This is a genomic window from Tsukamurella tyrosinosolvens, assembly GCF_900104775.1.
Taxonomy (GTDB): domain Bacteria; phylum Actinomycetota; class Actinomycetes; order Mycobacteriales; family Mycobacteriaceae; genus Tsukamurella; species Tsukamurella tyrosinosolvens.
This window is the reverse complement of the sequence record NZ_FNSA01000003.1, coordinates 1,205,413-1,227,934: the sequence shown is the minus strand read 5'-3', so window position 1 is coordinate 1,227,934 and position 22,522 is coordinate 1,205,413. Positions and strand designations below refer to the sequence as shown.

Below are 22,522 nucleotides of genomic sequence, written 5' to 3'. Positions count from 1 at the left end.
AATCAGACGTGGTAGATGTCGACGACGTGGTGGATGTAGTCGTTCTTGAGCACCACCGTCTTCCGGCGGAACAGCGGCTGCTCCCCCGAGAAGTCGAGCGTCGCCAGGGTGGTGCCGTAGTACGGGTCGACGGTGTCGTAGCGGAAGTACATGGTGTGCCAGTTGAACCGGATGTCCACGAGATCGCCGCGGCGCTCGATCACCTCGACGTTGCTGATGTTGTGGCTCGTCCGCGGCTCGGGCAGCGAGGTGGCCGAGGAGCGCTCGGTGCGGATCCGGAAGACGCGGTCCGTCAGGCCGCCCTTGTCCGGGTAGTACACGAGCGAGATCTCGGTCTGGGGGTCCTCGGTGAGCTTGTCGTCGTCGGCCCAGGCCGGCATCCAGAACTCGCAGTCGTCGGCGTAGCAGTCGAGCCACTTCTCGAACTCGCGGTCGTCCAGGTGCCGCGCCTCGCGGTAGAGGAACTGCTCGATCGCGTGCTGGTCGATCGCGGCGGTGGTGGGCGCGCTCATCGGTTCTCCTCCTTCGCGGCGTCGGCCTGCAGGCCGGCCTGCAGGGTCTCCTGCCAGTACTTGTGCTGCACGGGATACAGCCCCTCGTCCTCGTTCTTGACGCCGGAGGAGACGACCCCGGTCATGCCGAGCACGGTCGCCACCTCGTCGGGGCCGGTGAGCCAGTGCTCCGCGCCGCGGCTCATGTCGTTCCACTGCGCGGCGGTCGCGAGGAAGGTCTTCTGGCAGCTGCGGAACTCCTCGAGATCGTCCGGCGTGGCCATGCCCGAGGCGTTGAAGAAGTCCTCGTACTGGCGGATCCGCCAGGCGCGGTTCTCCTTCGACTCGCCCTTCGGGGCGATGCAGTAGATGGTCACCTCGGTCTTGTCCACGCTGATCGGGCGGAAGTGCCGGATCTGCGTGGAGAACTGGTCCATGAGGTAGACGTTCGGGTACAGGCACAGGTTGCGGGAGCCGCGGACCATGAAGTCGCCCTTGGCCTCACCGAACTGCTCCTTGAGGGCGTCCATCCGGTCCCAGAGCGGTCGGTCCTGCGGGTTGCCGGCCCAGGTCCACAGGCACAGGTGCCCGTTCGGGTACGACCAGTAGCCGCCGCCCGACTTGCCCCATTGGCCGGCGTCCAGGGTCTTGGTGGTGTTGCCCGAGTCGCCGGTGTTGCGGCGACTGGTGGTGGCCGCGTAGTTCCAGTGCGTCGCGGTCACGTGGTAGCCGTCGGCGCCGTTCTCCGCCTGCACCTTCCAGTTGCCGTCGTAGGTGTAGGTGGAGGCGCCGCGGAGCACCTCGAGCCCGTCGGGCGACTGATCCACCAGCATGTCGATGATGGTCGTGGTGTCGCCGAGGTGCTCCTCGATCGGTGGCACGTCCGGGTTCAGCGAGCCGAACAGGAAGCCGCGGTAGTTCCCGAACTTCGCGACCTTCGTGAGGTCGTGGCTGCCCTCGTGGTCGAACTGGGCGGGGTACCCGGCACCGTCGGGATCCTTGACCTTGAGCAGCCGGCCGTCGTTGCGGAAGGTCCAGCCGTGGAACGGGCAGGTCAGCGTCTTGCGGTTGTCGGTCTTCTTGCGGCACAGCATGGCGCCGCGGTGGGCGCAGGCGTTGATGAGCAGGTTGAGCTCGCCGTCGGTGCCGCGCGTGATCACCACGGGCTGCCGGCCGATGTACGTGGTGTAGTAGTCGCCCGGCTCGGGCACCTGGCTCTCGTGCGCGAGATACACCCAGTTGCCCTCGAAGATGTACTTCATCTCCAGTTCGAAGGTCTCCTCGTCGGTGAAGATGTTGCGGTTCACCCGGTAGACGCCGTCCGCGGGGCGCTCGTCGATCGCGTGATCGAGCACGTCCGCGGACGGGGTGGGCGAGGGTTCGGTGACGGTCATCGGGAGACCTCCGGGTCGGCTGGGTGGCTGTGATCCCCATCACCGTCCCGCGGGACGGTCCTCCCGCGCGCCGGGCATATCGCTAGCAACCCACCAGGGTGTCTTCATTGCGTTTCAGGCACTAATCACATCCCAATAGGTCCTGGTCTTTCCCAATCAATGCTCCTACCGTGAGATGCACATCACAACGGACAGCGAGGAGGACGTCATGGAGCTGCGGCACCTGCGCCAGTTCCTGGCCGTCGCGCAGACCGAGCACTTCGGGCGCGCCGCGGACGGGCTGCACATCGCCGGCCCCGCCCTGTCGCGGTCCGTGCGGCAGCTCGAGGCCTCGCTCGGGACGCCCCTCTTCGAGCGCACCACCCGCCAGGTCGAGCTCACCGAGGCCGGCCGGGTCTTCGCCGGGGAGGTCCGGCGGATCCTCGGCGAGCTCGACGGTGCCGTCGGCCGCGCCCGCCTGATCGGGCAGGGCGCGAGCGGCGTGCTGCGCGTCGGCGTCACCGGATCCGCGTCGTACGGCGTGCTCCCCCGCGTCGTGCGCCGCGTGAAGTCCGCACTGCCCGACGTCGAGCTCACCATCGATACCGAGATGCTGACGCCGCTCCAGGCCGCCGCCCTCACCGACGGCCGCCTCGACCTCGCGCTGCTGCGCACGCCCGTCGCGGTCGAGGGCATCGCGCACCGGGTGCTGTTCGCGGAGCCGCTGATCCTCGCCCTGCCGCAGGGACACCGGTTCGACGGCGACCCCGACGTCACCGTCGCCGACCTCCAGGACGAGGCCTTCGTGACCTACCCGGCCGACACCGGGTCCGTCGTCGACGGCGCCGTCGTCCGGACGTGCGCCGCCGCGGGCTTCACGCCGCGCCGCGCACACCAGGTGCCGCAGACCTCGACCCTGCTCGCGCTCGTCGCGGCGGGGCTCGGTATCGCCCTGGTCCCCCGCACCGCCAGCTCCATCCAGCTCCCCGGCGTCCACTTCGTGGACCTGCCCGACACCGAGAGCGTCGAGCTCGCCCTGGCGTGGCGCGCGGCCGACGACTCGCCCCTGCTCGCCCGCGTCCTCGAAGCGCTCGGCGGCACCGACCTCACCGACCACCAGGAGACCGCGGCATGACCGACCTGCGCATCACCGCCATCGACGCGATCCCCTATCGGATCCCCTACGTCAAGCCGCTGAAGTTCGCCTCCGGCGAGGTGACCCACGCCGACCACGTCCTGGTGCGCGTGCACACCGCGGGCGGGCTCGTGGGCGTGGCGGACGCGCCGCCGCGGCCCTTCACCTACGGCGAGACCCAGGCCGGGATCGTCGCCGTGATCGACGGGATCTTCGCCCCGCAGCTCGTCGGCCTCGACGCCGACCGCCGTGCCGTCGCGCACGCCCGGATGCACCGCACCGTCGGCAATCCCGCGGCCAAGGCCGCCGTCGACATGGCCGTCTGGGACGTCCTCGCCCAGGCCTGGGGCACCACGGTGAACCGGGCCCTCGGCGGGTTCACCGACCGGATGCGCGTGTGCCACATGCTCGGCTTCGACGCGCCCGCCGCGATGGCGCAGGAGGCCTCGGCCATCCGGGACCGCTACGGCATCACCACCTTCAAGGTGAAGGTCGGGCGCCGCCCGATCGACCTCGACGTCGACGTGGTCCGGGCGCTGCGGAACACGCTGGGCGACAAGGCCGAGCTGTACATCGACGGCAACCGCGGCTGGACGCCGTCGGAATCGCTGCGCGCCCTCGACATGCTCGCCGACGCGGGCCTCACCCTGGCCGAGGAACTGTGCCCCGCGGACGACGTTCTCGGTCGGCGGCGACTGGTGGCGAACTGCCGCATCCCGTTCGTCGGCGACGAGTCGGTGACGACGCCCGCGGAGGTCACCCGTGAGCTGCTCGGGGGCGGCGCCACCGCCGTCTCCATCAAGACCGCCCGCACGGGATTCACCGGCTCGCAGGAGATCCTGGACCTCGCCACCGGCCTCGGCGTGGAAGTCGTGATGGGCAACCAGATCGACGGCCAGCTCGGCACCGCGTGCACGGTGGCCTTCGGCGCCGCCCACGCCGCCACCAGCGCCCGGGCCGGCGAGCTGTCCAACTTCCTCGACATGGCCGACGACCTGCTGACCGAGCCCCTGCGCATCGTCGACGGCGAGCTCGCCGTCCCGCCCGGGCCGGGCATCGGCGTCACCGTCGACCCCGACAAGCTCGCGCACTACCGCCTCGACGGGTGAGAAGTCCCGTCCTCCAGCCCAGTTCCGAATTCAGCCCACCCGAGGAGAGATCATGACCACCACCGAATTCGACGCCAAGGCCGCCGACTCCGGGGCCGGCGCCACCGCCGCCTTCCTGAAGAAGCAGGGCGCCGGCGCCGACACCCCGCCCGAGCGGGTCTCGCAGCTCGCCACCGAGGTGATCACCGCCGTGCACGACGTGGTCCGCCGCCACGGCGTCACCTACGCCGAGTACGACGCCGTGAAGTCCTGGCTGATCAACGTCGGCCAGGACGGCGAATGGCCCCTGTTCCTGGACGTCTGGATCGAGCACGTCGTCGAGGAGGTCGCCAACGCGCACCACCAGGGCAACAAGGGCACCATCGAGGGCCCGTACTACGTGCCCGACGCGCCCGTGGTCGGCGCCCGCGGCCCGCTGCCCATGCGCGACGACGAGGCCGGGACGCCGCTGGTCTTCTCCGGCCAGGTCCGCGATCTCGACGGCACCGCCCTGCCCGGTGCGAAGGTCGAGATCTGGCACGCCGACGCGAACGGCTTCTACTCGCAGTACGCCCCCGGCCTGCCCGAGTGGAACCTGCGCGGCACCTACCTCGCCGACGAGGAGGGCCGGTTCGAGATCACCACCGTGCGCCCCGCGCCCTACCAGATCCCCACCGACGGCTCGTGCGGCAAGCTGATCTCCGCGGCCGGCTGGCACGCCTGGCGCCCCGCGCACCTGCACCTCAAGGTGTCGGCACCCGGCAAGGACCTGCTCACCGCGCAGCTCTACTTCCCGGGCGACGCGCACAACGACGACGACATCGCCTCCGCCGTGAAGCCCGAGCTGGTGCTCGACCCGCAGCCGGCCGCCGACGGCACCGGCGAGACCGTGGTCTACGACTTCGTGCTCGATCCGGAGACCCGCTGATGGCGCTGTACGCGGTGCGCATGGACGTCGCCATCCCCGACGACGTGGACCCGGCGGTGCGCGCCGAGACCATCGCGACCGAGAAGGCCTACAGCCAGGAGCTGCAGCGCGGCGGCGAGTGGGTGCACATCTGGCGCATCGTCGGCCAGTACTCCAACATCTCCGTCTTCGACGTCGCGGACAACGAGCGGCTGCACGAGATCCTCTGGGGCCTTCCGCTGTTCAAGTGGATGACCGTCGAGGTCACGCCGCTCGCCGCGCACCCGTCGGACATCACGGTCGGGGGTGCGCCGTGACCGCCCGGATCGTCGGCACGCCCGCCGAGGCCGTCGCCGGCGTGACCGACGGCGCCACCGTCCTCGTGGGCGGCTTCGGTCTCGCGGGTATGCCCTTCGACCTGATCGAGGCGCTCATCGACTCCGGCGCGACCGATCTCACCGTGGTCAGCAACAACGCCGGCAACGGCGATCACGGGCTCGCCGCGCTGCTCGCCGCCGGCCGAGTGCGGAAGGTGATCTGCTCCTTCCCACGCCAGTCCGACTCCTGGGTGTTCGACGGGCTGTACGCGGACGGCCGCATCGAACTGGAGGTGGTGCCGCAGGGCACGCTGGCCGAGCGGATCCGCGCCGCGGGCGCGGGGATCGGCGGCTTCTACTGCCCCACCTCGGTGGGGACGCCGCTCGCCGAGGGCAAGGAGGTGCGCGAGCTGGACGGACGCACCTACGTGCTGGAGCTGCCGATCCACGCGGACCTCGCACTGATCGCCGCGCACCGCGCCGACCACGCCGGGAACCTCGTGTACCGCAAGACCGCCCGGAACTTCGGGCCCGTCATGGCGACCGCCGCCGAGCTGGTCGCGGTCCAGGTCGACGAGGTGGTGCCCACGGGTTCCCTCGATCCCGAGACCGTTGTGACACCGGGGATCTACCCCGACCGGATCGTCGCCGTGCCCACCCGGCACCTGGCCGTGGCGGGTGCGCGATGACCGCCGCGCTCGCCGCCCCGACGGTCTCCCCCGACCTCGTCGAGCACGCCACCCCGCTGACGAAGGCGGAACTCGCCGCGCGCGTCGCGGCCGACATCCCGCCCGGCTCGTTCGTGAACCTGGGCATCGGGCAGCCGACCACCGTCGCCGATCATCTCGACCCGGCGAGCGGCGTGGTGCTGCACACCGAGAACGGCATGCTCGGCATGGGCCCGGCCGCCGTGGGCGACGACATCGACCTCGACCTCACCAACGCCGGCAAGGTCCCGGTGACGGAACTGCCCGGGGCGTCGTACTTCCACCACGCCGACTCCTTCGCGATGATGCGCGGCGGGCACCTGGACTACGCCGTGCTCGGTGCCTTCCAAGTCTCGTACCGCGGCGACCTCGCCAACTGGCACACCGGCGCACCCGGCGCGATCCCGGCGGTCGGCGGCGCGATGGACCTCGCCACCGGCGCCCGGCACGTGCTGGTGATGATGACGCTGTTCGCGAAGGACGGGACGCCGAAGCTGGTGCCCGGCTGCACGTATCCACTCACCGGCCTCGGCTGCGTGAACCGGGTGTACAGCCCGGACGCGATCATCGAGTGCGGGCCCGACGGCGCCGTGATCACCGAGGTCTTCGGCACCACCGCCGACGCCCTCCTCGCCCGGCTGCGCGATGCCTGACCGGATCGTCGCGACCCGGCACGGCCCCGTCGGCGTCACCACGGCCGGCGACGGCCCGACGGTGCTGCTGCTCCACGGTTTCCTGTTCTCCCGCGCCATGTGGGCACCACAGTTGGCCGCCCTGGCGGACGCCGGGCACCGGGGCGTCGCGATCGACCTCCTCGGCTTCGGCGACACCGCACCCGCGCCACCCGGCGGCGAGATCCCCCTGCATCACCACGCGGAGGCGGCGCTCGACGTGCTCGACGCGGTCGGGGCCGAGCGCTTCGCCGTCGTCGGCTACTCGATGGGCGGCCAGGTGGCGCTCGAACTGGCGGACCGATGCGGACCGCGGCTCGAGCGGCTCCTGCTCAGCGACACCTTCGCCGGCCTCGACACCCCGCAGGTCCGCGCCGCGCGGCGCGCCCTCGCCGACCGGCTGGAGGCCGAGGGTACCGCCCGGTACGGCGAGGAGTTCCTCCCGGCCGTGCTCGGGCCGACGACGGTCGCGACGCGGCCGGCGGTGTGCGAGCTCGCGCGCGCGATGATCGCCGCCGCGCCGCCCACCGGGGCGGCCGCCGCCCTCCGCGGGCGCGCCGAGCGGCGCGACCTCACCGCGGTGGCCGCCGGATTCGGCGGCGCCGCACGGGTCGTGGTCGGCGCCGAGGACGTCTTCGACGCCGGGACGCTCGGTGCGGCGCTGGCCGCGAGTCTCGGCACCGACGACCTGCACGTGCTCCCCGCCGCGGGCCACACCCCGTCGCTCGAGACCCCCGCGGCGTTCGACCGAGCGCTGCTGGCCCTGCTCCGCCCCTGAACTCCCCATCCGGACTCCGTCCGACGAGAGGACCCCTATGCCCGACATCGTGATCTGCGAGCCCCTGCGCACCCCGGTCGGCCGGTTCACCGGCGCGCTGCGGGACGTGCCGCCCGAGACCCTCGCCGCCACCGTGATCCGCGCGCTCGTCGACCGCACGGGCATCGACCCCGCCGCGATCGACGACGTCGTCCTCGGCCAAGCGGGCCCGAACGGAGAGGCCCCGGCCCTCGGCCGGATCGCCGCCCTCGACGCCGGGCTCGGCATCGCCGTCCCGGGGTACCAGGTGGACCGCCGCTGCGGCTCCGGCCTGCAGGCGGTCCTCGCCGCCGCGGGGCAGATCGCGTCGGGCGGCGCGGACATCGTCGTCGCGGGCGGCGCGGAGTCCATGAGCCGCACCGAGTTCTACGACCGTCGGCTCCGCTGGGAGGAGGACTCCCCCGCCGATCCGGTCGACCGGCTGGCCCGGGCCCGCGTCACCGCGGGCGGACGCCTCCACCCGGTGCCGGGCGGGATGGTCGAGACCGCGGAGAACCTCCGCGCCGAGTACGCGATCCCCCGCGCCGCCCAGGACGACCTCGCCTTCGCCTCCCACGGCAAGGCCGTCGCGGCGCAGCGGGCGGGACGGTTCGCCGACGAGATCGTTCCCGTGCCCACGGATTCCGGCACTGTCGACACCGACGAGCATCCGCGGCCGAACGTCGACCGGGCCAAGCTCGCGACCCTCACCGCCCTCCGCTCCGCGGTGGACCCCGACGCCACGGTGACGGCGGGCAACGCCAGCGGCCAGAACGACGGCGCGGCGGCGGCGATCGTCGCGAGCGCCGAGGCCGCCCGCGCCCACGGCCTGACGCCGATGGCGCGGCTCGTGTCCTGGTCCATCACCGGCGTCGCGCCGGAGCGGATGGGGATCGGTCCCGTGCCCGCGACCGCGGCGGCGCTGTCGCGCGCCGGCATCGGCCTCGCCGATCTCGACGTGATCGAGCTCAACGAGGCCTTCGCCGCCCAGGTGCTCGCGGTGCTCGCCGAGTGGGGCCTCTCCCCCGAGGACCCGCGCCTGAACCCCAACGGCTCCGGCATCTCCCTCGGGCATCCGGTCGGGGCCACCGGCGCGCGGATCCTCGCCACCGGACTGCACGAGCTCCGCCGGCGCGAGGGCCGCTACCTGCTCGAGACGATGTGCATCGGCGGCGGGCAGGGCATCGCGGCGGTGTTCGAGCGCGTGTCCTGAGGGCCGGGCTGCGCAGCACGTGCGCCGCGCCCGGCGCCCCGGCTCAGCGCGGGGCGCCGTACACGCGGGACCCCACGCGAACGACGGGCCGGCCGTGCGCGACGGCCCACCGCCGTGCCCCGCTGCGCACCGCCTCCACGGCGACCCAGGCGCGCTCGGCGGCGGTGCCGTGGTCGCGGAGCCAGCCGATGTAGGCACGGGCGTCGTGCGCGGAGCAATCCGCCTTCGGGTGCGCCGCCGCGTAGGCGACGAAGCCGCCCGGCCAGCCCGGCAGAGCCCGCAGCGCCGGGAACGCCCGCGCCGCGGAGCCCGCCCGCTTCACCGCGAGGACCCGGCCGGTCAGTTCCGCGCCGGCGGGGTCGAAGCCGGACGGGACCCGGCCGGCGAGGAGATCGGTGAGCACCGCCGCCTGGCGGTGGCGCAACCGGTCGCGGGCCTCAGGAGGAACCACAGCTGCTCGAACTGCTCGACGAGCTGGATCCGCAGCTGCTGGAGCCCCCGCAGCTGCTCGCGCTGCAGTTGGACCCGGAGTCGTGGCCCGAGTGGTGCGAGCCGCCGTCGGAACCGCCGAAGAACCAGGCCGAACCGCCGCCGTCGCCCGACGCACCGCCGCGCCCGCGGCGCCGCCTGCCACTCTGACCGCCCGCGATGGACACGCACACGGCGATCACTGCGAAGATCACGAAGACTGCCACTACGATCTCCATCCCGCACCTCCTCGTCGTTCAGTCGATCCCGAGAACCTCTCGTAGGCACAGCATCTCGTGCCGGACGGCGGATTCGATCACGGACTCGTCACGTTCCAGCAACACTCCGGGCAAGGCGCCCCCACCTGCGGAGACGCCCCCAAGAGAACGCTGTGAATCCCGCCAGACGGCGAGGAGATCCAGAACTTCCGGACATATCGGGTCGGCGTGGGTGTCGAGGTAGAGGCCGCCGTCGTACCTGCCGCCCGCGATGTGCACGTACGCGACCGCGTCCAGCGGGTAGCGACGCAATTCATCGGCGGCGTCGGCGCCGCGCGCGGTGCACGAGGCGTGGACGTTGGCCAGGTCGAGCACGAGGCGCACCCCGGTCCGGTCGACGAGCTCCCGCATGTAGGCGGGCTCGTCGTAGTGGTCCTCGGGCCACGCGAACAGGGCCGCGATGTTCTCCAGGGCGAGCGGGACGGGCAGCGCCGCCTGCGCGACGCGCACGTTCTCCACGAGCACGTCGAGCGCCTCCGCGGTGCGCGGGGCCGGCATCAGGTGCCCGGCCTCGAGGACGTCGTCGTGGGGCCCGTGATCGGCACCCGCCGCATCGTCGTCCAGCCCGACCGTGCCCGCCCGCACGAAGGCGACGTGCTCGCTGACCAGCGGCGCGTTCAGCGCGACGGCGAGGTCCGCGAGCCGCTGCAGCCGCCCCGCGTCCGGGAGGTCGGCGCCCGCGATGCCCAGCGTCACGCCGTGCGGCACCACCGTGACGCCCAGGTGCGCCAGTTCCGCGAGCTCGGCGGGCGGGTCGGCGGGATCCACGTTCTCCGCCACGACCTCGGTGAAGGCGACGGAGCCCGACCGCGCACCGTCGAGCAACAGGCCGGCGAGCTCGGGCCGCCACGCGGCCGAGACGCCGGAGATCGCCATCAGGCCAGGCGCTGGGCGGCGGCGGCGATCCGCTCGTCCGTCGCGGTCATCGCGATGCGCACGTGCTGGGCGCCCTGCGGGCCGTAGAACTCGCCCGGCGCGGCGAGGATGCCGCGCTCGGCCAACCAGTCGACGGTGTCGCGGCAGGGCTCGCCGCGCGTCGACCACAGGTACAGCCCGGCCTCCGAGTGGTCCACGGTGAAGCCCGCGCCCCGGACGGCCTGCAGCAGCACCGCGCGGCGTGCGGCGTAGCGGGCGCGCTGCTCCGCCTCGTGCTCGTCGACCGAGAGGGCGTAGGTCATGGCGGCCTGCACCGGGAACGGAACGATGGCACCGGCGTGCTTGCGGACCGCGGCCAGCTCGGCGATGAGCTTCGGGTCGCCCGCGAAGAAGCCGGCGCGGTAGGACGCGAGGTTCGAGGTCTTCGACAGCGAGTGGATCGCGATCAGCCCCGTGGTGTCGCCGTCGCAGACGCGGGGATCGAGCACCGAGACCGGCTCGGCCTCCCAGGCCAGGCCCAGGTAGCACTCGTCGGAGGCGACGATCGCGCCGCGCTCGCGCGCCCACTGCACCACCTTGCGGAGGTGGTCGACGCCGAGCACCTTGCCGGTCGGGTTCGACGGCGAGTTCACGAACACCAGCGCCGGCCGCTCCGGGCCGAGCTGCGCGGTGCCGTCGGCCCGCACCGGCCGGGCGCCGGCGAGCAGCGCGCCCACCTCGTACGTCGGGTACGCGACCTCGGGGATGACGACCGTGTCGCCCGCGCCGAGGCCCAGGGTGGACGGCAGCTGCGCGATCGCCTCCTTGGTCCCGATCACGGGCAGGATCGCATCCTCCGGCAGCGCGACGGTGCCGTAACGGCGGCTCAGCGCCTCCGCAGCGGCCTCGCGGAGCGCGAGGGTGCCGATCGTCGCCGGGTAGCCGGGGAACGCGGAGCCCTCGTAGAGGGCGCGGCGGATGGGCTCGGCGACCGGGTCGACCGGTGTGCCCACCGAGAGGTCGACGATGCCGCCGACGTGCGCCGCGGCCTTCGCCTTCGCGCCCGCCAGGGTGTCCCACGGGAAGTCCGGCAGGCCGGACGCCACGGGCACGCGCGGCACGTCAGTGCTCGGTGTCGGTGTTCATGGGCGGGAGCGCCTTGATGAAGGGATGGTCGTAGTCGATCTTCCCCTGCTTGGCGGCGCCGCCGGGCGAACCGATCTCGTCGAAGAAATCGATGTTCGCGGTCACGTACTCGGCCCACTCGTCCGGCACGTCGTCCTCGTAGAAGATGGCCTCGACGGGGCACACCGGCTCGCAGGCGCCGCAGTCCACGCACTCATCGGGCTGGATGTACAGCATCCGGTTGCCCTCGTAGATACAGTCGACGGGGCACTCCTCGATACATGCCTTGTCGAGCACATCCACACAGGGCTCTGCGATGGTGTACGTCACCTGTCATCTCCTTCGCACCGACTGCTTCCACCCGACAGTATTCCGCGCCGTTGGAACGTGTCACAAAGAAGTGTCGCCTAACCTGCCGGTGTGTGATTTCATTCACCAGTGCACGTAATCGTCGGTGTGTTCGGACTCGTCGTCTTCCTCCTCCTCGCGTACCTGCCCACGCGGAACGTCGCCCTGCTCAAGAAGAAGGCGCCGTACATCGCGGGCATGCTCGCGATCCAGTTCGTGCTGGGCCTGATCATGCTCAAGACGCCCGTGGGCAAGTTCGTCATCGACGGGCTGTCGGCCGGCTTCAAGCACCTCCTGAGCTACGCCCACGCCGGCACCGCGTTCGTCTTCGGCGGTCTCGTCGACTTCAAGGACGAGAACGGCGGTACGCCGTTCTTCCTCAACGTGCTCACGCCGATCATCCTGATCTCGGCGCTGATCGGCATCCTGCAGTTCGTCAAGGTGCTGCCGCTGATCATCAAGTACCTGGGCCTGGCGCTGTCGAAGATCACGGGCATGCCCAAGCTCGAGTCGTTCAACTCGGTGAGCTCCGCGATCATCGGCCAGTCCGAGAACTTCATCGCGATCAAGAAGATCCTGCCGACGCTCTCGGCGGACCGCCTGTACACGCTGTCGGCGTCGGCGATGTCGACCGTGTCGATGTCCATCGTCGGCTCGTACATGGCGATGATCCAGCCGAAGTACGTGGTCGCCGCGATCGTGCTCAACCTCTTCGGCGCCTTCATCGTGGTCTCGCTCCTGAGCCCCTACGAGATCGAACCCGAGGAGGACGTCTTCGCCGCCCCCGAGCAGAAGAAGCAGTCCTTCTTCGAGATGCTCGGCGAGTACATCCTCGACGGCGCGAAGGTCGCCCTCACCGTCGCCGCGATGCTGATCGGCTTCGTCGCGCTGATGGCGCTCGTCAACGGCCTTTTCGCGGCGTTGTTCGGCGGCACCACCTTCCAGGACGTCCTGGGCTACGTGTTCGCGCCGCTCGCGTGGCTCACGGGAGTCCCGTGGAGTGAGTGCACCACCGTCGGCAGCCTGATGGCCACCAAGCTCGTGACCAACGAGTTCGTGGCGATGCTCTCTTTCACCGAGCAGAACCCCGGCGGCCCGCTGGTGCTCTCGGCCCGCGGCGAGGCCATCATCCAGACCTTCCTGGTCTCCTTCGCGAACTTCAGCTCCATCGGCATCATCGCCGGCGCGGCCAAGTCCCTCGCGCCCGACCAGGGCGACCAGATCGCCAAGTTCGGCCTCAAGCTGCTCTACGGCGCGACCCTGGTCTCGTTCATCTCCGCGACCGTCGTGGGGCTCATCTCGTAGTTTCCCGACGGTGCTCTCGGGTCTTGTCAGGTCAGTGCGGTCAGGTCCACGCGGAGGTCGAAGGGCACCGTCGTCGTGAATTCACCTGTGGAGGTTGCGCCTTCGTATCGGCCGTCGCGGAGTGTGAGGGCCTCGATGCTCGGGCCACCGTCGAGGTCGACGATCCAGTAGTGCGGGATGCCTGCGTCGGCGTACTCGCTGCGCTTGGTCACCAGATCCTGGCGACGAGTGCCGGGCGAGAGGATCTCGACGATGAGGAGAACGCGATCGGCCGTCACCTCATCCGGAGCGGTGACAGGAACGATGATGAGGTCGGGACGCCGCACCGTCGGCGGAAAGCCGGCTTCGACGATGACGTCGAAGTCCGGTACGAGCTCGAGACCATCGGGCATGTGCGCGGCCAGCAGCATCGCCAATTTCAAACCAGCGGTCTGGTGCAGTTTGCGCGGACTCGGAGACACGATCAGGACCCCCTCCTGAAGCTCCGACCGCCCCGACGTGTCCTCCCCCAAGGCACGCCAGTCGTCCAGCGACATCAAGTCGACTCTCCGAGCTGCGGTCATGCGCCGAGTGTAACGCCGCGGACCGACAGGAATCGGGGCTACGCCTCCGGTTCGGGGTCGGCCTCGACGCCCGACGGTGCCGGGTTTCCGGCGAAGGCGGCCTCCAGGCCGAGGATCTTCGCGCCGTCGGAGGCGCGGGCCTCGACGATGCGGAGCGTGGCGAACTCGCCGACGTAGCCGGCGGCCGCGCCGACGACCGGCAGCCTCCCCATCGTGTCGAAGACGCCGCCCGGCCGCGGGCGCGATTCGAGCGCCGAGCGCGCCGACTTCACGGTGTGCAGCACGTCGCGGACCGCGCCGAACGCCGAGAAGACGCCGCCCCGCAGCTTCTCGGTCGTCTCACGCACGGGCACGAGGTCCTGGAAGCCCGGCTGATCCCCGAGGAGCGCGCGGGCGTCGATCTGGCGGCGCGAGAGGACCCGCGCGACGAGGTCGATCTGCTCGGGCACCTGGTCCACCCCGTGCTCCCCCGCCACCCCCACGACGACGAGGGTCTGGTTCGCGAAGCCCAGGTAGGTCTGCAGCGGCAGCAGGCGCGCGACGAAACCGAGGGCGCCGGGCCAGGCCACCGCCACCGTCGAGACCGCGCCGACGGGGATGACCCACCAGCGCGAGCGGCCGTCGGCGTCGCGCTTGAGGTAGTCGTTGACCAGCGGGATCGGGGTGAGCCCGGCCAGCGTGGACACGACCCGCACGCCGGCCACCGCGGGCCGCGCGACCGTCACGAACACTCCGACGGTGCGCGCCAGCTCCAGGTCCGTCACCGTGCCCGTGACCGCGCCGCCGCGCGGCTCCAGCGCGTTCACGCGGCACCCCGCTGGGCGTGCGTCGTGGTGCGCTCGCGCGCCGGACGACCGATGCCGTTGGCTATCGCATGCAGTTCCGCCACCGTCTTCTCCGATCCGTGCGCCGATCCCGCCATCCGCGAGATCGTCTCCTCCATCAGGGTGCCACCCAGGTCGTTCGCGCCGCCCTGCAGCATGGCCTGCGTTCCCGCCGTGCCCAGTTTGACCCACGACGTCTGGACGTGGTCGATCCGGCCGTGCAGCATGACCCGCGCCAGCGCGTGCACGGCGCGGTTGTCCCGCTTGGTCGGCCCCGGCCGCGCGGCGCCCGCGAGGTACAGCGGGGCGCTCTGGTGCACGAACGGCAGCGGCACGAACTCGGTGAAGCCGCCCGTGCGGTCCTGGATGTCGCGCAGCACGTTCAGGTGCGTCACCCAGTGCGAGGGGTTGTCGACGTGGCCGTACATCATCGTCGAGCTGGAGCGGATGCCCACCTCGTGGGCGGTGGTGACCACGTCGACCCACGCCGACGTGGGCAGCTTGCCCTTGGTGAGAACCCAGCGGACCTCGTCGTCGAGGATCTCGGCGGCGGTGCCGGGGATCGTGTCGAGGCCGGCCTCACGCAGCCCGATCAGCCAGTCCCGCACCGACTCCCCCGAGTGGGCCGCGCCGTTGACGATCTCCATCGGGCTGAAGGCGTGCACGTGCATGCCGGGCACGCGCTGCTTGACGGCGCGCACCAGGTCGGCGTAGCCGGTGGCGGGCAGGTCGGGGTCGATCCCGCCCTGCATGCACACCTCGGTGGCCCCCACCTGCCACGCCTCCTCGGCGCGGTCGGCCACCTCCTTCATGGAGAGGGTGAACGCGTCGGCGTCGCCCTTGCGCTGCGCGAAGGCGCAGAACCGGCAGCCGGTGTAGCAGATGTTGGTGAAGTTGATGTTCCGGTTGACCACGTAGGTCACCACGTCGCCCACGACGTCCTTGCGGAGCTGATCCGCCAGGGCCACCAGGGCTTCGAGGCCCGCGTCGTCGGCGTACGCGAGCGCCCGGTACTGGTCGTCGGACAGACCGCCGGGGTTCTTCTCGGCCGCGCGCAGGGCCGACAGCACGTCGGACTCGACCTTCTCCGGCGCCGACAGCGAGAGCACCTGCTCGCGGACGGACTCCCAGTCGCCGAAGGCGGAGCCGAGGTCCGAGCGGGTGTCGGTGTTGCGGCCGTCGACGTCGATCGCGGTGTTCAGGTCGGTGCGGCCCGACGACGCCCACTCCTCGTCGGGCTCCTGCCAGGGCAGCCCGGTGGGCATCGCGTCCGGATCCGCGAGCCCCGTCTCCGGGTCGGCGAGGGCCGCGACGTGCGGCGCCACTCGGGGGTCGATCCACGGGCTGCCGGCGCGCACGTACTTCGGCTGCGCCGTGAGCCGCTGCCGCAGTTCGAAGCCCGCGTCGGCGGTGATCGCCGCGAGCGCGTCCAGGTCGGGCCAGGGGCGCTCGGGGTTGACGTGGTCCGGGGTCACGGGCGAGACGCCGCCCCAGTCGTCGACGCCGGCCTCGAGCAGCAGCCGGCACTCGTCGGCCGAGACGAGGTTCGGCGGGGCCTGCACGCGCATCGCGGGCCCCAGCACCATCCGGGTCACGGCGATCGCCGCACGGTAGACCTCGAGGTCCGCGTCCTCCACCGACCGCATCGCGGTGTCCGGCTTGGCGCGGAAGTTCTGGATGATGACCTCCTGCACGTGGCCGAAGGCCTTGTGCACCTTGCGGATGGCCATGATCGACTCGGCGCGCTCGCGCTCGTCCTCGCCGATGCCGATGAGCAGCCCCGTCGTGAAGGGCACCGAGAGGCGCCCCGCGTCGGTGAGGGTGCGCAGCCGGACCGCCGGGTCCTTGTCGGGCGAGCCGTAGTGCGGCTGCCCCTTCTCGGTGAACAGGCGCTCCGAGGTGGTCTCGAGCATCATCCCCATCGACGGCGCGACGGGCTTGAGCCGCGAGAGCTCCTCCCAGCTCATGACGCCCGGGTTGAGGTGCGGCAACAGGCCGGTCTCCTCGAGCACGCGGATCGCCATGGCGCGCACGTAGTCGAGCGTGGAGTCGTAGCCGCGCTCGTCGAGCCAGGTCCGGGCCGCCTCCCAGCGGTCCTCCGGCCGGTCGCCGAGGGTGAACAGGGCCTCGTGGCAGCCGAGCTCGGCGCCGCGGCGCGCGACCTCGAGGATCTCGTCGGGCTCCATGTAGGCGCCGTGGCCCTCGGCCGCCAGCTTGCCGGGCACCGTCACGAAGGTGCAGTAGTGGCACTTGTCGCGGCACAGCCGCGTGATCGGTATGAAGACCTTCTTGCTGTAGGTGACCTGCGGCGTACCGTCGGGCCCCGTCAGCGCGGCCTCGAGGAGGCCCGCGTCGCGCACCCGCGCCGCGGAGCGGCACAGGTCGTCGAGGTCGTCGCCGCGGGCCGCGAGCAGCACCTGCGCCTCATCGACGTTGAGCACCGCCCCGTCCCGCGCCCGGCGCAGGGCGCGGCGCATCGCCGACGCCGTCGGCACGTACGACTCCGCCGCGCGTTTCGGCACCGTCGGCAGCGGGAGAAGCGCGGGGGTCTGCTCTGAAGCGTCCGTCACTTCTCCGATGATGCCAGGTGTCCCGCGAGGATCGGCATCCCGATTCCACAGAGCAGGAGCAGGAGCAGCCGCCAGTCGACGTAGAGAACGATGTCGCCGCCCGGCCCGCCGGCCAGGAAGGCCGCGATCACCAGGAGGAACGCGATCACGGGCAGGGCGCCGTGGACGGGCTCGCCACCCAGGCGGCGGGCCGCGACGGAGATCGCCGCGAGCAGCGCGCCGAACAGAACCGCGGAGAGCGGAAGGGGCACCGCACCGGAGTACAGGTAGAGGTACATCGCGGCGCCGACCCCGCACACCGCGCCGCCCACGGTCGCGACGCCGAGCAGGATCCGGTCGAGCGGCTCCATCACGCCACCCCCGCGAACAGGTCGCGCTCGACGCCGTCCGGGCCGGGTGCGGCGGTGCCGCGGGCCAGGACGTAGGCCTCCTCGGCGAAGACCGGCTGCGCGATCCGGTTGGTCAGGGCGAGGGCTGCGCCGTCCGCGCTCACGCCGAGCTGCGTCGCGTGGGAGCGGAGCGCGGCGCGCTTGCGGTCGAGGACACCCGCGACGTCGATCCGGGTGGTGATCGCGGGGTCGTCGTGGGCGGGCAGCTCGTCCGCGGCCGGCACGCGCCAACCGTCGGGCAGGTCCGTGTCGCGCAGCTCGTCGAGCCCGGCGGCGAGGTCGCCGCCCGCGGTCACGGTCCAGTAGAGCTTGGCGACCTCCCACGGCTCCCCCGGGGTCTCGGGGTTCGCCGCGGCGGCGACGGCCGCGGTCGTCAGGCGGTGCGCGGCGATGTGGTCGGGGTGGCCGTAGCCGCCGACCTCGTCGTAGGTGATCACGACGTGCGGCCGCGTCTCCCGGAGGATCCGCGTGAGCGCCTGCAGCGGGCTCCCGTCGACCCACTCCAGGTAGGGCGACGACGCGAAGGCGCGCGGGTGCTCGGCCGCGGGGGTGCCGGCCATGCCGGAGTCGCGCCAGCGGCCCATGCCGCCGAGGAAGCGGGGCCGCAGCACCGGTCCGGCGGGATCGCTCAGCGCCGCCAGCGCACCGGTGAGCTCGCCGATCCGGTAGCCGCCCAGCTGGTCGGCGTTGTCGGCGGTGAGCTGCGCGAAGCGCGGCTCCATCACCTCGCCCTCCTCGCCGAGCGTGCAGGTCACGACGGTCACCTCGGCGCCCTCGGCGAGGTAGCGCGCGATGGTCCCGCCGGTGGTGATGGTCTCGTCATCGGGGTGCGCGTGCACCAGCAGCAGCCGCCGTCCGCCCTCCCCGGTCACTGGCGGGCCCACCCCTCGACGCCGGTGAAGACACCGTCGCGCGGCGGGCCCTCGAGGGTCACGCCCTGCACGGCCGGGCCGACGGCGGTCAGCGTGACGTCCTGCAGGATCGGCAGCATCGTGGCGCGCGACCACAGCCGCGCGTCGATCGCCGCGAGGTCGATCGGGCCGCCGCGCAGCCCGTCGAGCGCGAGGCCCTGCAGGTCCGCGTCGCACAGTCCGGAGAGGTTGCCGCCGACCGTCGTGGCGGCGGGGTCGTTCTCGAGGTTCGGCGTCGGCGCCGCGCTGGTCGTCGTGGGCCGCTGCCCGCCCTCCGACGGGGGCGCGGGGCACTCGACGCGCGCGGCGAACCTCTCCGCCGGCGTCGGGCCGGTGCTGGACCAGCCGACGACGGCGTCGACGGCGCCGTCGAGCAGCGCGGTCCCGGCGACCACCTGCGGCTCCAGCGTCACGACCGAGGCGAACACGCCCATGGCCCGCAGCTGGTCGGTGGCGTTGCTGGCGACGGCGAACGCGGCGACATTGCCCTGCGGCACGCCGATCCGCAGGAACATCGGCACGCCGTCGCGGACGTACTGCTGCACGTTCTCGCCGGGCGACGGCGAGGGCGGCACCGGCAGCGCCGACGGATCGGTGCTGGTGCTCGGGCCGGCCTGCTCGGTCGTCGGGGGCGGCGGGGTGGGCGGCACGCTCTGGCTGGGCGGGATCGGGGCGTTCTGCAGCGTGTACCCGGCGCCGGCGAGGGCCTGTTCGAGGCGGGCCTTCGCCTCCGCGGGGGCGGGGCGCGCGGGCATGGTCGGGGCGTAGCCGGGGTCCGACGGTGCCAGCACCTGCGCGCGGGCGGGCCGCACGGCGTCGCCGCCGGAGCCGACGGTGGTGAGCAGGTCGACGTTCACGGCGTCGAGCAGGGCGCGGCGCACCTCGACGTCGGCGAGGAACTTGGAGCGGGTGTTCAGCGTCAGGGAGAGCACGCGGGGATCGACCTGCTCGACGGCCCGCACCTCGTAGATCGACGTGAGCTGCGCCAGCAGCGACGGCCCGCCGTGCATGGAGACCACCTGCACGTCACCGGTCCGCACGGAGTTCGCGAGCTGCGTGTCCGTGCCGCCCTTGCGGAGCACGATGCGGTCCACGCGGGCGGGCTTCATCCAGTAGCGGTCGTTGCGCTCGAGAGTGACCTCGTCGCGCGCCACGTCGACCTTCTTGACCAGGTAGCCCGCGCCCGAGGCGGGGATCTTCTCCCGCATCGCGCCGTTGAAGCCGCCGGGCGAGCCCTTGATCAGGTGGCTGGGCAGCAGGTTCTGGAACAGGGTCCGCCACCCGGGCAGCGGCGCCTTGAGCGTGACGATGACCCGCTTGCCGCCGGCGCCGGAGGCCACCGACTCGATCTGCCGGTACGGCGCGGAGCCCACCGTGTCCGGGGCGGTGGTCATCGACTGCCAGAGGTAGACGAAGTCCTCGGCGGCGATCGGCGCACCGTCGGACCACTGCGCGTCCTGCCGGATGGTGTACGCGATCTGCAGCGGCGCGGGATGCTCGATCGTCGGGATCAGGTCGGTGTTCTGGGCCAGCGTGACCCGCCCGTCCGGCTCCTTGACCTCGCGGAAGACGCTCGGCAGCGTCATCGCGGCGAGCGCCCGCGAGGCCGAGGACGAGTTGGACGCGAGGTGCGGATTGAAGCCCGGCCCCAGGCCGTCGATCGCCACCTGCACGGTGGCGCCGGTGGCGGCCGGGGCCTGCGGCGGCGCCGAGGTCTCCGAGCCGGGCACCGCCGGCGGCGGGTCCGCGACGCAGGCGGTCAGGGTCGTCGCGAGCAGCGCCGACGCCACCGTCAGCCCCAGGGACCTACGCCGCACTGCTCGTGCCTCCTACCGCTCGCTCGAAGTCCACACCGCCCGAGGCGTCGCCGCCGGGTCCCGTCACCGCGACCGAGGCGGTCAGCCCGCGGCCTGGTCCCGCGACTTGGCGCGCGAACGCTCACGGGCGCGCTCGGTGGCGTTCAGGTGCACCTTACGCACCCGAACGACCTCGGGGGTGACCTCGACGCACTCGTCGCCGGCGCAGAACTCCATGGCCGCCTCGAGCTCCAGCTTGATGGGCTTGGCGAGGGTCTCCATCACGTCGGCGGAGGACTGACGCATGTTGGTCAGCTTCTTCTCCTTGGTCACGTTGATGTCGAGGTCCTCCGCGCGCGGGTTGATGCCCACGACCATGCCCTCGTAGGTGTCGGCGCCGGGCTCGACGAAGAAGGTGCCGCGGTCGGCCAGCTGGATCATGGCGAACGGGGTCACGCTGCCCTGGCGGTCCGAGACCAGCGAGCCGGTGTGGCGGGCGCGGATCTCGCCGGCCCACGGCGCGTACTCGTGGAAGACGGCGTTGGCGATGCCGGTGCCGCGGGTCTCGGTGAGGAAGTCGGTGCGGAAGCCGATGAGGCCGCGCGACGGGACGACGAACTCCATGCGGACCCAGCCGGTGCCCTGGTTGGCCATGGTCTCCATGCGGCCGCGACGGTTCGCGAGCAGCTGGGTGACCGAGCCGAGGTACTCCTCGGGCACGTCGATGGTCAGGTGCTCGAAGGGCTCGTGCACCTTGCCGTCGACCTTGCGGGTGACCACCTGCGGCTTGCCGACGGTGAGCTCGAAGCCCTCGCGGCGCATCTGCTCGACGAGGATCGCCAGCGCCAGCTCGCCGCGGCCCTGCACCTCCCACTGGTCGGGCTTGCCGATGTCGAGGACCTTGAGCGAGACGTTGCCGATGAGCTCGGAGTCGAGGCGCGACTTCACCATGCGGGCGGTCAGCTTGTGGCCCGAGACCTTGCCGACCAGCGGCGACGTGTTCGTGCCGATGGTGACCGAGATGGCGGGCTGGTCGACGGTGATGCGCGGCAGCGCGACCGGGTTCTCGAGGTTGGCCAGCGTGTCGCCGATCATGATCTCGGGGAAGCCCGCGACGGCGACGATGTCGCCGGCGACGGCCTCCTCGGCGGGCTTGCGCTCGACGCCGTCGGTGGCGAGGAGCTCGGTGACCTTGGCGTTGGTGACCACGGGCTCGCCGTCGACCTCGCGCATCCAGGCGACGGTCTCACCCTTGCGGAGGGTGCCGTTGTGGATGCGGACCAGCGCGAGGCGGCCGAGGAAGGCCGACGCGTCGAGGTTGGTGACGTGGGCCTGCAGCGGCGCCGCGGCGTCGCCCTTGGGGGCGGGGATGTAGTCGTGCAGGATCTGGAACAGCTCGTCGAGGTTCTCGGCGTCCGGGACGGTGCCGTCGGCGGGGGCCGTGGTCGACGCCTTGCCCTCGCGGCCGGAGGCGTAGACGACGGGCAGCTCGAGCGCGAGCTCGGCGGCCTCCGCGGCCTCGTCGGACAGGTCCGAGGCGAGGTCGAGCAGCAGGTCCTGGGCCTCGGTGACGACCTCCTCGATGCGGGCGTCGGGGCGGTCGGTCTTGTTCACGACGAGGATGACGGGCAGCGACGCGGCGAGCGCCTTGCGCAGCACGAAGCGGGTCTGCGGCAGCGGGCCCTCGGAGGCGTCGACGAGCAGCACGACACCGTCGACCATGGACAGGCCGCGCTCGACCTCGCCGCCGAAGTCGGCGTGGCCCGGGGTGTCGATCACGTTGATGACGGTGGTGGTGCCGTCGGCGTTGACACGGTGCACGGCCGTGTTCTTCGCCAGGATGGTGATGCCCTTCTCCTTCTCGAGATCACCGGAGTCCATGACGCGGTCGACCAGCTCGGCGCGCTCGCCGAACGCGCCGGACTGCCGCAGCATGGCGTCGACCAGGGTGGTCTTCCCGTGGTCGACGTGCGCGACGATGGCGACGTTGCGGAAGCTGGGCTGAGCCACTGTGGTTCTCCTGTGAGGTGATCGTGCGCGCCGCGGCGGAGGGTGGTCCGTGGGCGCGTCGAAGGGGGCGTGCGGACACGCCTGGTCGTGACCAGGTTACTTCCCGAAGGCCCGAGGAGCCGCATCGTGACCGCCGGATGTGACGGTTGGCATCGCACGATTAGGTTGCGCTAACCTATTTACGTGAGTAAGACCAAGGCGCACAAGCTCGTGGGCAGCAAGCCCAAGAAGAAGTGCTGTCGCAAGAAGACGCGGTGCATGAAGTGCCCCGTGGTGATCCACAAGCTCAACCGGATGGCCGCGCACGGCGCCACCAAGAAGGAACTCGAGAAGTCCCTGAAGACGGTGCGCGCCAACCCCGATCGGACCCGCGTCGCCTGAC

Annotated in this window: 24 protein-coding genes; 10 read left to right on the top strand and 14 right to left on the bottom strand. The window is 71.9% G+C overall.

Annotated features, from left to right (window positions below):
- Nucleotides 1-2: 2 nt before the first annotated feature.
- Both benB and benA read right to left on the bottom strand, forming a co-directional pair.
- Nucleotides 3-512, bottom strand: a complete 510-nt coding sequence (gene benB / locus BLW32_RS07590) for a benzoate 1,2-dioxygenase small subunit (RefSeq protein WP_068524565.1) — start codon at nt 510-512, stop codon at nt 3-5.
- On the bottom strand, nt 509-1,885 hold the full coding sequence (gene benA / locus BLW32_RS07585; RefSeq protein WP_068524564.1) for a benzoate 1,2-dioxygenase large subunit: 1,377 nt from the start codon (nt 1,883-1,885) through the stop codon (nt 509-511). Before benA ends, benB begins: the two co-directional genes overlap by 4 nt.
- A gap of 175 nt (nt 1,886-2,060) precedes the next feature.
- Here benA and BLW32_RS07580 point away from each other — a divergent pair, with 175 nt between their 5' ends.
- The 8 genes from BLW32_RS07580 to BLW32_RS07545 are packed head-to-tail and all read left to right on the top strand — an operon-like array spanning nt 2,061 to nt 8,698.
- Nucleotides 2,061-2,999, top strand: coding sequence for a LysR family transcriptional regulator (locus BLW32_RS07580; RefSeq protein WP_231857340.1), 939 nt, complete (start codon nt 2,061-2,063; stop codon nt 2,997-2,999).
- A 5-nt stretch (nt 3,000-3,004) separates the two neighbouring features.
- On the top strand, nt 3,005-4,108 hold the full coding sequence (locus BLW32_RS07575) for a mandelate racemase/muconate lactonizing enzyme family protein (protein WP_068524769.1): 1,104 nt from the start codon (nt 3,005-3,007) through the stop codon (nt 4,106-4,108).
- A gap of 52 nt (nt 4,109-4,160) precedes the next feature.
- Nucleotides 4,161-5,015, top strand: a complete 855-nt coding sequence (gene catA / locus BLW32_RS07570; RefSeq protein WP_068741129.1) for a catechol 1,2-dioxygenase — start codon at nt 4,161-4,163, stop codon at nt 5,013-5,015.
- Nucleotides 5,015-5,311, top strand: coding sequence for a muconolactone Delta-isomerase (catC, locus tag BLW32_RS07565; RefSeq protein ID WP_068741128.1), 297 nt, complete (start codon nt 5,015-5,017; stop codon nt 5,309-5,311). The genes catA and catC overlap by 1 nt, the downstream gene beginning before the upstream one ends.
- Nucleotides 5,308-6,000, top strand: a complete 693-nt coding sequence (locus BLW32_RS07560; protein ID WP_068741127.1) for a 3-oxoacid CoA-transferase subunit A — start codon at nt 5,308-5,310, stop codon at nt 5,998-6,000. Before catC ends, BLW32_RS07560 begins: the two co-directional genes overlap by 4 nt.
- Entirely contained in the window at nt 5,997-6,671 is a 675-nt protein-coding gene (locus tag BLW32_RS07555; protein ID WP_068741126.1) for a 3-oxoacid CoA-transferase subunit B, read from the top strand. Before BLW32_RS07560 ends, BLW32_RS07555 begins: the two co-directional genes overlap by 4 nt.
- Nucleotides 6,664-7,467, top strand: coding sequence for an alpha/beta fold hydrolase (locus tag BLW32_RS07550; protein ID WP_068741125.1), 804 nt, complete (start codon nt 6,664-6,666; stop codon nt 7,465-7,467). Before BLW32_RS07555 ends, BLW32_RS07550 begins: the two co-directional genes overlap by 8 nt.
- A gap of 37 nt (nt 7,468-7,504) precedes the next feature.
- Complete coding sequence (locus tag BLW32_RS07545) at nt 7,505-8,698, top strand: acetyl-CoA C-acetyltransferase (protein ID WP_068741124.1); 1,194 nt, start codon at nt 7,505-7,507, stop codon at nt 8,696-8,698.
- A gap of 43 nt (nt 8,699-8,741) precedes the next feature.
- Here BLW32_RS07545 and BLW32_RS07540 read toward each other — a convergent pair whose 3' ends face one another.
- From BLW32_RS07540 to fdxA, 5 genes are read right to left on the bottom strand one after another with little or no spacing between them, the layout of a single operon-like run.
- A complete protein-coding gene (locus BLW32_RS07540) occupies nt 8,742-9,149 on the bottom strand; it encodes an SCO6045 C-terminal-like domain-containing protein (protein ID WP_068524557.1) in 408 nt (135 codons plus the stop codon).
- The gene (locus BLW32_RS07535) at nt 9,136-9,405 is read right to left on the bottom strand and encodes a hypothetical protein (protein ID WP_074850432.1); all 270 of its coding nucleotides are present in this window, start codon (nt 9,403-9,405) and stop codon (nt 9,136-9,138) included. The genes BLW32_RS07540 and BLW32_RS07535 overlap by 14 nt, the downstream gene beginning before the upstream one ends.
- An 18-nt stretch (nt 9,406-9,423) precedes the next feature.
- Nucleotides 9,424-10,320, bottom strand: coding sequence for a multinuclear nonheme iron-dependent oxidase (locus BLW32_RS07530; protein WP_068741122.1), 897 nt, complete (start codon nt 10,318-10,320; stop codon nt 9,424-9,426).
- On the bottom strand, nt 10,320-11,405 hold the full coding sequence (gene dapC / locus BLW32_RS07525; RefSeq protein WP_068741248.1) for a succinyldiaminopimelate transaminase: 1,086 nt from the start codon (nt 11,403-11,405) through the stop codon (nt 10,320-10,322). Before dapC ends, BLW32_RS07530 begins: the two co-directional genes overlap by 1 nt.
- Nucleotides 11,406-11,421: 16 nt before the next feature.
- Nucleotides 11,422-11,754, bottom strand: coding sequence for a ferredoxin (gene fdxA / locus BLW32_RS07520; protein ID WP_068524555.1), 333 nt, complete (start codon nt 11,752-11,754; stop codon nt 11,422-11,424).
- 108 nt (nt 11,755-11,862) lie between these two features.
- Here fdxA and BLW32_RS07515 point away from each other — a divergent pair, with 108 nt between their 5' ends.
- Nucleotides 11,863-13,077, top strand: a complete 1,215-nt coding sequence (locus tag BLW32_RS07515) for a NupC/NupG family nucleoside CNT transporter (protein ID WP_068741121.1) — start codon at nt 11,863-11,865, stop codon at nt 13,075-13,077.
- A 26-nt stretch (nt 13,078-13,103) separates the two neighbouring features.
- On the opposite strand, the gene BLW32_RS07510 is transcribed toward BLW32_RS07515, so the two are convergent.
- The 7 genes from BLW32_RS07510 to typA all read right to left on the bottom strand — a co-directional run bounded on the left by BLW32_RS07510 (nt 13,104) and on the right by typA (nt 22,140).
- A complete protein-coding gene (locus BLW32_RS07510; RefSeq protein WP_068741120.1) occupies nt 13,104-13,640 on the bottom strand; it encodes a Uma2 family endonuclease in 537 nt (178 codons plus the stop codon).
- A gap of 38 nt (nt 13,641-13,678) precedes the next feature.
- Nucleotides 13,679-14,446: a hypothetical protein gene (locus BLW32_RS07505; protein WP_068741119.1), complete on the bottom strand. Its 768-nt coding sequence runs from the start codon at nt 14,444-14,446 to the stop codon at nt 13,679-13,681.
- Complete coding sequence (locus BLW32_RS07500) at nt 14,443-17,034, bottom strand: bifunctional FO biosynthesis protein CofGH (RefSeq protein ID WP_068741118.1); 2,592 nt, start codon at nt 17,032-17,034, stop codon at nt 14,443-14,445. The genes BLW32_RS07505 and BLW32_RS07500 overlap by 4 nt, the downstream gene beginning before the upstream one ends.
- Nucleotides 17,031-17,384, bottom strand: coding sequence for a hypothetical protein (locus BLW32_RS07495; protein WP_068741117.1), 354 nt, complete (start codon nt 17,382-17,384; stop codon nt 17,031-17,033). The genes BLW32_RS07500 and BLW32_RS07495 overlap by 4 nt, the downstream gene beginning before the upstream one ends.
- Nucleotides 17,384-18,295 carry an N-acetyl-1-D-myo-inositol-2-amino-2-deoxy-alpha-D-glucopyranoside deacetylase gene (gene mshB / locus BLW32_RS07490; RefSeq protein ID WP_068741116.1) on the bottom strand — a complete coding sequence of 304 codons (912 nt, stop codon included), beginning with the start codon at nt 18,293-18,295 and terminating at the stop codon, nt 17,384-17,386. The genes BLW32_RS07495 and mshB overlap by 1 nt, the downstream gene beginning before the upstream one ends.
- The gene (locus tag BLW32_RS07485) at nt 18,292-20,151 is read right to left on the bottom strand and encodes an ABC transporter family substrate-binding protein (RefSeq protein ID WP_082791314.1); all 1,860 of its coding nucleotides are present in this window, start codon (nt 20,149-20,151) and stop codon (nt 18,292-18,294) included. Before BLW32_RS07485 ends, mshB begins: the two co-directional genes overlap by 4 nt.
- 81 nt (nt 20,152-20,232) lie before the next feature.
- Nucleotides 20,233-22,140, bottom strand: coding sequence for a translational GTPase TypA (typA, locus tag BLW32_RS07480; RefSeq protein WP_068524543.1), 1,908 nt, complete (start codon nt 22,138-22,140; stop codon nt 20,233-20,235).
- A 183-nt stretch (nt 22,141-22,323) separates the two neighbouring features.
- Here typA and BLW32_RS07475 point away from each other — a divergent pair, with 183 nt between their 5' ends.
- Complete coding sequence (locus tag BLW32_RS07475) at nt 22,324-22,521, top strand: hypothetical protein (protein ID WP_068524542.1); 198 nt, start codon at nt 22,324-22,326, stop codon at nt 22,519-22,521.
- Nucleotide 22,522 lies beyond the last annotated feature (1 nt).

Bases quoted from the DNA above. Each gene is read 5' to 3' on its own strand.
- benB (WP_068524565.1), bottom strand. From the start codon at position 512: ATGAGCGCGCCCACCACCGCCGCGATCGACCAGCACGCGATCGAGCAG.
- benA (WP_068524564.1), bottom strand. From the start codon at position 1,885: ATGACCGTCACCGAACCCTCGCCCACCCCGTCCGCGGACGTGCTCGAT.
- BLW32_RS07580 (WP_231857340.1), top strand. From the start codon at position 2,061: ATGCACATCACAACGGACAGCGAGGAGGACGTCATGGAGCTGCGGCAC.
- catA (WP_068741129.1), top strand. From the start codon at position 4,161: ATGACCACCACCGAATTCGACGCCAAGGCCGCCGACTCCGGGGCCGGC.
- catC (WP_068741128.1), top strand. From the start codon at position 5,015: ATGGCGCTGTACGCGGTGCGCATGGACGTCGCCATCCCCGACGACGTG.
- BLW32_RS07555 (WP_068741126.1), top strand. From the start codon at position 5,997: ATGACCGCCGCGCTCGCCGCCCCGACGGTCTCCCCCGACCTCGTCGAG.
- BLW32_RS07550 (WP_068741125.1), top strand. From the start codon at position 6,664: ATGCCTGACCGGATCGTCGCGACCCGGCACGGCCCCGTCGGCGTCACC.
- BLW32_RS07545 (WP_068741124.1), top strand. From the start codon at position 7,505: ATGCCCGACATCGTGATCTGCGAGCCCCTGCGCACCCCGGTCGGCCGG.
- BLW32_RS07535 (WP_074850432.1), bottom strand. From the start codon at position 9,405: ATGGAGATCGTAGTGGCAGTCTTCGTGATCTTCGCAGTGATCGCCGTG.
- BLW32_RS07530 (WP_068741122.1), bottom strand. From the start codon at position 10,320: ATGGCGATCTCCGGCGTCTCGGCCGCGTGGCGGCCCGAGCTCGCCGGC.
- BLW32_RS07510 (WP_068741120.1), bottom strand. From the start codon at position 13,640: ATGACCGCAGCTCGGAGAGTCGACTTGATGTCGCTGGACGACTGGCGT.
- BLW32_RS07495 (WP_068741117.1), bottom strand. From the start codon at position 17,384: ATGGAGCCGCTCGACCGGATCCTGCTCGGCGTCGCGACCGTGGGCGGC.